The following is a 1,160-nucleotide window of genomic DNA, read 5'->3' as shown; positions in this document are numbered from 1 at the left end:
ACATTGGGTGGCGACTACACAACGTTTTATAATAACATTGCCTCTACGGGCGGTGCTATCTTTAACTCTAGCAATTTTATATTGGGTGGCGACCACACAATTTTTCATAGTAATGTTGCTGATTATTTTGGTGGTGCTATCTTTAATACCGACAACTTTACAATAGACGGAAACAACACAAGCTTCATCAATAACTGGGCTAATGTTTATGGCGGTGCTGTCTATAATTACAATGGCACATTTGCGATAAGTGGTAACAACACGAGTTTTGACAATAACACTGCTGCTACCAATGGTTATGGCGGTGCTGTCTATAATGCTAGCAACTTCATAATAAATGGCGACAACGCAAGCTTTGACAATAACACCTCCGGAGCTGGTGGTGCCGTCTTTAACTCTGGCAATTTTATATTGGATGGCGACCACACAATTTTTCATAATAACTTTGCTGAGTATTTTGGTGGTGCTATCTTTAATACCGACAACTTTACAATAGACGGAAACAATACAAGCTTCATCAATAACTGGGCTAATGTTTATGGCGGAGCTGTCCTTAATAATGGTGGCACATTTACAATAAGTGGCAACGGCATAAGTTTTACGGGGAACGAGGCTCATGGTATTGGCGGTGCTATCCTTAACTCTGACTCTGGCACGTTTGAATTAAGTGGCGACAACGCAAGCTTTGTGGGGAACAGTGTTGCTTATTATGGTAGCGGTGGTATCTATTATGCTGGCATTGCTATCTATAATGCTGGCGGTGCTATCTATAATGCTGGCACATTTACATTAAGTGGCAACGGCGCAAGCTTTGATAATAACACTGCTTATTATTATGGCGGTGCTATCTATAATGCTGGCACATTTACATTAAGTGGCAACGGCGCAAGCTTTGATAATAACACTGCTAATAATTATGGCGGTGCCGTCTTTAACTATGGCGATTTTATATTGAGTGGCGACAACACAATTTTTCATAATAACGTTATTAGTTATGCTGGCGGTGCTATCTATAATGTTGGCACATTTACATTAAGTGGCAACGGCGCAAGCTTTGCGGGTAACACTGCTAATTATGATGGCGGTGCTATCTATAATGTTGGCACATTTACATTAAGTGGCAACGGTGCAAGCTTTGCGGGTAACACTGCTGATTTTGG

The 1,160-nt window shown here is 41.1% G+C and carries 1 pseudogene; it reads left to right on the top strand.

Annotated elements, in window-relative coordinates:
* Positions 1-1,160, top strand: a pseudogene (locus AC1MDJ_RS07970) (hypothetical protein); the annotation flags it as partial.

This window comes from Candidatus Termitispirillum reticulitermitis (assembly GCF_054655775.1).
Note: the sequence above shows the minus strand (reverse complement) of the source record. Positions and strands in the feature narration are given on the sequence as shown.